The sequence below is a fragment of the uncultured Campylobacter sp. genome (assembly GCF_938045205.1).
GTDB lineage: Bacteria > Campylobacterota > Campylobacteria > Campylobacterales > Campylobacteraceae > Campylobacter_B.
Window position 1 is genome coordinate 1 of sequence record NZ_CALIMY010000116.1, and the last position, 8,189, is coordinate 8,189.

Sequence of the window (8,189 nt, forward strand, 5' to 3'; positions counted from 1 at the left end):
TTTAAAATTATATAAAATTTAGCTCGCGCAGGACGGAACTTTAAACATTATCGTAAGTAAGCTCAACTTTACAATTCTATGCATTTTAATCCGCCGTACCTTTCGGTGGGCGAATTTCGCGCACGGACTATAGATATGAATCTTTTGCCAAAATCTGAAGCTAAAAGCAAAATCACGGGCAGAATCGAAAATTTGAGCGTCCAGACATTGCGAAAAGTATCGACACATTCGTGCTTTTTGAGATTAAGGGCGTGCGTTTTCGCATACGCTGCTCGGTTTTAGCGAATTTCTATGATTGCGTGTCGTTAACATTGATTTTGATGGGACTTCTCGCCTATTTTGACGCGGGTGTGCAAAAATTAAAATTTTAGTGCGAACGCCACAGAAAGTAGCGCGTATTTTACGAAATTTTACCGAAATTTGGAGGAAAATAATGTGGCATTTAAAAAAGAAAGCTTCAAGTGAATTGAAATTTTTCACAATTATCGGCAAGATGGAAAACTTAGAAACAGACTGGGGGCGAGACGGACTGTATATAACATTTGAGGTAAAAGGAATAAGATTTTTCGACTATCCCGATCAATGGTTTGCTGATAACGGCGATATAGTCGAGGTAACGTATTGTTATCTTTCCCCTGAGTCGCCCAGCATAACGCATATTTCGATTTTAGCTAAGTATTCAAATTATATGAGAGTGAAACAGGCTCTAGCTATAATTTGGGATTTTATATTAATAGTTTTTTTAATCGTAACGTTTCCCATATGGTTTTACGGCATTAGTAAGTTGTCCATTTTATTATATATTGCCTTAGGGTTCTGCATCTTGCAAAGAGCTTGTAAAAAAATCAAAATTTTATATGAAATCGAGAAAAATAGAGGCTAATTTGTCTTTATTTTTCCGCGTATTAACGCATAAATAAAAAATCATTTGTCTTAAGCATCGTCTTGTGCGCCTTATCGTAGGTCTCATCCAGCTGCCGTAGTTTTTGCGTGCGGTTGTCAAATGTCTTCGGTGCTTCTAACTCGTCTTTATTAGGATCATACGGCGAGCAAATTTATGTGATATGAAAGTTTGCCTTTGACCTTAGTAAAAAAAGGCTTTATCGATAGAAATGTAAAATTTATACTGCACGGCGGTAGGTTCTGAGCCAAAACCGCATAAACGAAAGCGGCGATATACAAATTTAATGCGCGCGCAAAATGTTACTGTTCGGCGAAAATCATATCGCTAAAAATTTTATCAAAATGCCAAAAATACGAAGTGATCTTGCTCTTGCGTTGCAAAGGCTCATTGGATAAATTTAAAGCATAAATTGCAATCCAGGGCTCGATTTGATCAACTTGAGCCCTGGATTCGAAATTCGTTTTAAATTTTGGATCGAAACACACCAAGAACTAAAACGTTACCTCCCAGTTAAATCTAAAATTTCTGCGCGGCGCGTAAAACCTGCCGATGCCCGCACCCGTCGCCTGATCGATCATATTGACCGTTCCGAAAGCCCTGATCGAGCGGGCGCTATCCCAAGTGATATATTTGGCGTTGGTTAGGTTGTAAACGCCTAGACTAAAGTTAAAATTTTTTTGCGGCTTTGCATAAGCAATAACGTCCACTACCGTATAATCACCGCTTCGCCAACCTTTGGTATTATCGGTTACGGGCTCTCCGTTTACTATAGAAGCATCGATGTGCCCCCAATATGGATCCGTTCTTTCGACTTGGCTTTTCCAATACATATTGTAGGTATCTTTGCGCTTCTTGGCTCCTACGTCAGTTATGAAAAGATCAATGCCATATTTGTCGCCGGGCGTAGAATAGCCGATATTATAGACGGAAGTAGGCGGTTGGATCGCATTCATCGGCACCTCTTCGCCCCTACTGCATCCGGAGTTTGAATCATTGGCGTTTGAGCCGTTGCTGGCGCACGACATTCTGCCTTTTTGTCTGCTGTATTTATATCCCAGCCTAAATCCCTCCAGGCTCTCCGATACATCGCCGAGCTCCAGATGGGTATTTATCTCAAATCCATGCACTTTGGCGCTATCTCGGTTTACATTTTGATAAAACGGATACGGTATCTGCTGATCTACGACTTGTAAATTTCCCAAAAATTCAAGATCGATAAAATTTTTATAATCCGTCTTAAAAACATCGAAAGTTATGCGGCTTCTCTCGCTATAAAAAGTAAGAGCGATCTCTTTCGTCCTTGCGATTTCTGGTTCTAAAAATATATTAGGACGGATAGAAAAGTCCGGATGCTTAAAGGTCATATACGCCTCATCCGATGTCGGAGCGCGGAAACCCTTGGAGCCTTTTAGCTGAATTCTTATCCAATCGAGCGGGTCTAAATTTAGACCTAGTTTATATGAGTTGCTGTTGTATTGCTTTTCTCTTAGTAGGAATTTTAAATTTTCCTGATAATTTTGTTCTCCGTAAGGAGTGTAATAGCCATGCACTCCATCGTAAGGATTATAAGGATACGGCACCCATAGACCGGTTATGATGCCTCTTGGCACTTCAGGATGGCCGGTATATTTTGGTTTATGGTTTACAAAATCTAAGCGATAACCGAGATCGAAGCCTACGTATTTAGTTATTTGAATTTCATCCCCGATATAGCTTGCTACAGTCGTAGTTTGCACTGGGATCAGATAGGTACTCACCGCAGTGGTATTGCTTCTTTGACTACCATTCATATGGTAATTAGGGTTTGGCACGCCACTTCCAGGAGTTCTACCGAAGAGTATATTATCCCACCATTGTGAATCACCCGAGTAAAATCCATCTTTATTAGTCATAGATTTATCTGTTTGATCCAAAAGTCCGCCGTATGATATAGAATTATCTATCAAATTAAATAGACTAAATTCTTTTTCTAAGTCTAGATTAACCTGAAATGTCTTAGTTTCTAGAGTCCTATCAGTGTATTGGACGGAATTGTAACCATCGGTATATGGAGTTAAATGAAATAGCTTATAAGCCTTTGTCATAGTATCTATATCGCTCGGATCTCTTTTTATAGTCCCGTAAACTCTGCCGTCAGGAAGAGTATGCTTTTCTATCTCTCTTTCCACTAATTCGTAATTATACTCCCAAGTATCTCCATCGTATGTTTCTTTTAATACTTTAAATTTTTTATTACAATTTACTTTGGAACAATCCAAATAATATCCTTCACCATCCCTTTTTTTATAATCGCTGCCCCTATTTAGAATATTGCCCGAACCATCTTTAATAATTTCTTCGCCTTCTTCGACAGGTCGCGGATCAACGCTTAGGGGTCTATTGTTTTTATCTACGATATCATAACCGCTTGAGCTTTTATTTAGATGCATCCCAGAAGGATTTTGCACATTCTGGCATCTATTGCCTTGGCAACCCTCTTTATTTATTGCACGGTTCTTAATATTTTGCCAAGAATACGAAAGTTTGACACTGTCCCAAAGTGGAGTATCTCCGACATATTCGTAGCTAAACTGCACGTTTCTTCTGGTAGAGCTATCGTGGTTTGTCCTATTTCCATATCGTTCCGGAGCATCTGGACGGCTACCCATTCTTAACGTATAAGAAAGATCCTCGCCGTCGGAATTTTGCTTCGAGTCATCTATCGCGATAGACAATCTATGGTTATCGCTCGGCTGAAGTCCCACCTTTACGAGCGTGCTCTTCTTGGTTATGGTGTAGGGGTCTGCCTTTTCGCGAGTTTTTCCTATATGAAGTTTGTCCTCTTTGCTATCATATATGTCGTAGAAATAGTTTTTTCTTTCATGACCGTGTCTATCGGTGTTTATAACTAAAAGATCAAACCAGCCGTATCTAGCCGCACCGGTGAAGGAGTGAAAATTTTGGCTATCGACGCTTTGATAGCCCTGCTTAAAGCCGAAATGGTAATTCTTTTCCGTCAAGAAATCCCTAGCGTCTTTGGTTTCAAACATAACCGACCCGCCGAGTGCGCCGCTTCCTGCTTTTATGGAGTCGGCTCCTTTAGTGATATTGGCCGTTTTGACATTTTCCATCTCTACGCCGTTTCTTGTGTTATTAAAATTTCCATACCCCTCAAAGAGGTCTTTAAAGCCCTGCGAGCTCAAGGTCTCTGCTTGACGAAGCCCGTCCACCGTGATAGCCACGCGGTTTTCGTCCACGCCGCGAACGGCGTATCCGCTAGCGCCGAATCTGCCCGTCTCGACCGCTGTGATACCCGTTTGGTATCGCACCAAGTCTCTGCTATCGGTGATCTGCTGCTTCTTAATAGTTTGCGCAGTAGTTTTAGTTTCGCCGACCTTTTGCTCGGCTACGCTTTGCGAATCGACATTGCCCGTTACCTGGATGGTTCCTAATTCTTGTGAATTTGCCTGGTCTTCCGCGTAAAGCGAGCCATAAAAGAGCAGCGAGGCATAGAGAGAGAGAGAGAATCTTCTAAACATTCATATTTCCTTACTTAATGATTATAGAATTGATTATTAACGCGGCGAATAATAATACAAAGATTTTTAATGTTTAATTAAATTGCAGTTTAAATTTAGGATAAATTTTAAATGCTTGAAATTTTGATTTTTTAAGAAGTATAAAATTTTGAATAGGTCGAAAAATACGTAATAGGTGCATTTTAAGCTTTAATATAGCGCTAAATTTTGCAAAGCGTTTTTGAAACGACTAGATAAAATGCTAAAAATTATAAGAGAGCGAATGATAACAAAGCGCATTTTATAATATGTAACAATTTGTTAGTATTTTTTGACTTTTTGTTATTTAATCAAAACTAGTAGCTATTGCAATCTAATAAGAAGCTAAATTTAGATTTTTTCTAAATTTGGCCTAAAATTTTAATCTTCTTCTTTTGCGATTCCGTCTTTTGCAAAGGCTTGCATAAAGCGTAGAATTCTGGATTTTTCCTCATCGTTTATTTTAGCAAATGTTTGCATGGCGGTTAGATATGCGTCCCATTCGTTCATCAAATGCTCTTTTGGTTTATGAGCCGCGTGACATGAGCTGCAAGTATCATAATAAACAAGCTCCGCCTCTTCCCATGAGGCGTAGCTATTTTCATTTAATTTTTTGCTGTCTATTAGATACTGCGCCTTCGGTTTTGCCTCCTGATTTTTAAGCATCAAAAAGGTTATCAAAGGATCTTTTTTGTAGGCTAAGATATTTTTGTTATCCGTAACCTCTCCGCTAACTTCGATAAGCGATAAATCACCCTCTTGCTTTATAAATTTTACGGGCGTACCTTCATAAATTTCGCCTACGACCTCTTTGGTTTTAGGATCAAGCAAATCAGCCTTGATATCAAAGATAAAACATATCTTTTGCAAAAACAAAATTTACCAAGACCGCCGTTAAAAATAGAATTTTTCTCATTTATGCTCCTTTTATTATCGGTGTTTTAACGCCGGCATAGGCCTTAGCATCAACTTTTTTGATAGCCACCAAGCAAGTATTTATAGAAGTCGCTTGGGCCATAGTCGAAGTAGGTCTTGAGCTGGTTAATAAATTTACGTACCCTGCGTTACATCTTGGGTTTTCATCTGTTAAATTTTCAGGATCATACCAAGCGCCTTCGTTTATCGACACGACGCCCCTCATAATGTCTTTGCTTACGACGGCTCCTGCTAAGATTCTACCCCTGTCGTTATAGACCTCAACCGTATCGCCGTCTTTTATACCAAATTTCTTAGCATCTTCATCGTTTATAAGCACAGGCTCTCTATTTCCTACTTTATATGCTTTTCTTACAAAAGAGTTATCGAGCTGAGAGTGGATGCGATATTTTGGGTGCGGACTTAGCAAATGAAGCGGATATTGCTTTGTAAGTTCTCTATTACCGAGCCATTATGCAGGCTCGAACCACATAGGATGTCCCTTAAAATCATCAAGTTTAAAATCAGCAAATTTTTGCGAGAAAATTTGAATTTTACCCGTTTCCGTAGCCAGTTTATTTGCTACGGGATCGGTTCTAAATGCCGCGTGGCGAACAAATTTCTTTGCCTCTTCGTTTGGTTCAAAATACACATATCCTTTTTCCCAAAATTCATCAAAACTTACGTAATTAACGCAATCGCTTCTTTCGTAAAAGCTTCTTATGATCTCCTCTTTACTCTTGCCGCTTGTAAATTTACGATGCTCTTTTTCGCCCACCATTTTTGCCATCTGAGCAAAAACGTCATAGTCGTTTCTGGCTTCAAAAAGCGGCTCTATAACCTTTCTCATCGCATAAACGTAATCTTGCGAATAAGAGCCGCCATAGCTTATATCGTCTCTTTCGAGCGGGGTCGTAGAAGGAAGCACTATATCGGCCATCTTTGCCATCGGCGTCCACCAAGGCTCATGAACTACCACAGTATCAAGCTTGCGGATAGCCTTTATAAGTTCATTTGTATCTGGATGGTGTCCCAAAACAGTTGCGCCCGTTATATACATGACTTTGATATCTGGATATGTTATCTCAGAGCCTTTAAATTTGATCTTTTTGCCCGGATTTAGCAAAGCTTCGCTAACTCTTGAGGCCGGAATTTTCGCGTCTACTTTGTTTTTACCTTGCGGCAAGCCTACCGGCAAACTAACGCCCGAAAACGCTTGTCCGCCGCCGGGGAGACCAACTTGTCCTATCATCGAAGCAAGCACCATAAGCATCCAGTCGGCCTGCTCTCCGTGATGGGCTCTTTGCATAGCCCAGTTGCCTGCTAAAAATGTGCGATTTTTTACGAAAGTATCGACAAGCGCTTTTATAACGCTCTCTTCAATACCCGTTATCTTTGCAGCCCAGGCAGGAGTTTTTTCTACCATGTCTTCGCTCTTACCAAGCAGATAAGGCAGGAATTTATCAAATCCAAAAGTGTATTTTTCGATAAATTCTTTATCATATTGGTTGCTTGTATATAGGTAATGGCACATTCCAAGCATAAGCGCCACGTCGGTATTTGGGCGAATTTTAATCCACTCGGCGTTAAATTTCTTAGCAATTTCCGTGTATTGCGGATCAATCGTGATAAATTTTATTCCAGATTTTGCATATTTTTCAAAATAAGGATTGTTTCCACGATTTGCTATTTTATAGTCGATTTGATTGCATTTAAATAAATCAGCGCCCCACATTACGTACACTTTCGTATTTTCAAGCATTACTTCATGTGCGGTTTGAGGAGAATAAACTTCCAAATCTCCAACGATAGTTGCATTTACTCTGCCCGCAGCGCCGTTACTATACTCGCCGTCAGTTCCTACCGCTCCGCCAAAAACGGTATTAAAAAATCTCCCCGCCACGGAGTTGCAGTTGTGAAGAAGACCTGGATGCCCCCAGCCGCCATAGCTTGCATTATAAATTTCGTCCGTCTTTACGCTTTGAAGCTTTTTAACTATTAGCTTCATCGCCTCGTCCCAGCTTACTCGCACAAATTCCTCTTTGCCGCGAAGCTCGGGAGTGTTTTTACCTTCTAGGTAACTTTTTCTAACGCAAGGATATTTTATTCTGGTATCGGAATAAACCCTATCTATCCATGCCTCGTTTCCGGGATATTTGGGGTCTTTATCAGATATCTGCGGTCTAATTTTCACTATCTTTCCGTTTTCGTCGACGTCGGCGTAAAACGCACCTAAATTTGAAGCATGCGGTATGCTTTTAATCTTGCTCTCCTTGGCCATAAGGGGATTTGAGCAAACTACTGCCGTAGCCGCAGCAGATGTCTTTAAAAAATCTCGTCTTGAAATTGACATTTTGTCTCCTTAAATTTCAAAATTTCGCCGCAATTATATTAAATAAATTCATTTTAATTTCATTTTTAAAATTAAATTTAGCTTATTTATTGGATAATAAATCAAATTAAACTTATAAGGATTTTAAATTACGTCAAGAATAAAAAGGCTTCAAAAGCTCTGTGTGTTAGTTGTTTGTAGCGACGAAAATTTAATTGAAAAAATAAGGCTAAACAAGGATAAATTCTTAAATTTATATTTTATAAATTTTGATTACTTTTTGAATTTTTATCTTAATTGCAATACAAATTTAGATGTCGTAATTATCGACCTGGATCCTTTATTTGAGAATAAAGAAGAAATTGATTTCTTTAATATTTCATCCATTTCGCCGAATCAAAAATTTATATTTTTAGCAAAAAACAAAAAAGTCTATTCTAAAATTTTAAAAAATTTTCATGGCGGAAGTTCTGCTATATTATCTAAGCCCATTAAAACAAGC

General features: G+C 39.2%; 3 protein-coding genes and 2 pseudogenes. 2 read left to right on the plus strand and 3 right to left on the minus strand.

Going from position 1 to position 8,189, the window contains the following annotated elements; translation table 11 throughout:
• Positions 1–433: 433 nt before the first annotated feature.
• The gene (locus Q0198_RS07170) at positions 434–883 is read left to right on the plus strand and encodes a hypothetical protein (protein WP_297896481.1); all 450 of its coding nucleotides are present in this window, start codon (positions 434–436) and stop codon (positions 881–883) included.
• 512 nt (positions 884–1,395) lie between these two features.
• On the opposite strand, the gene Q0198_RS07175 is transcribed toward Q0198_RS07170, so the two are convergent.
• The 3 genes and pseudogenes from Q0198_RS07175 to Q0198_RS07185 all read right to left on the minus strand — a co-directional run bounded on the left by Q0198_RS07175 (position 1,396) and on the right by Q0198_RS07185 (position 7,708).
• Entirely contained in the window at positions 1,396–4,422 is a 3,027-nt protein-coding gene (locus tag Q0198_RS07175; protein ID WP_297896483.1) for a TonB-dependent hemoglobin/transferrin/lactoferrin family receptor, read from the minus strand.
• Between the two features lie 399 nt (positions 4,423–4,821).
• Positions 4,822–5,310 carry a hypothetical protein gene (locus Q0198_RS07180; RefSeq protein ID WP_297896485.1) on the minus strand — a complete coding sequence of 163 codons (489 nt, stop codon included), beginning with the start codon at positions 5,308–5,310 and terminating at the stop codon, positions 4,822–4,824.
• Between the two features lie 46 nt (positions 5,311–5,356).
• Positions 5,357–7,708: pseudogene (locus Q0198_RS07185) on the minus strand (molybdopterin-dependent oxidoreductase).
• Between the two features lie 163 nt (positions 7,709–7,871).
• On the opposite strand from Q0198_RS07185, the pseudogene Q0198_RS07190 reads away from it, so the two are divergent.
• Positions 7,872–8,189 (plus strand): annotated as a pseudogene (locus Q0198_RS07190) (hypothetical protein); the annotation flags it as partial.

Bases quoted from the DNA above. Each gene is read 5' to 3' on its own strand.
- Q0198_RS07175 (WP_297896483.1), bottom strand. From the start codon at position 4,422: ATGTTTAGAAGATTCTCTCTCTCTCTCTATGCCTCGCTGCTCTTTTAT.
- Q0198_RS07170 (WP_297896481.1), top strand. From the start codon at position 434: ATGTGGCATTTAAAAAAGAAAGCTTCAAGTGAATTGAAATTTTTCACA.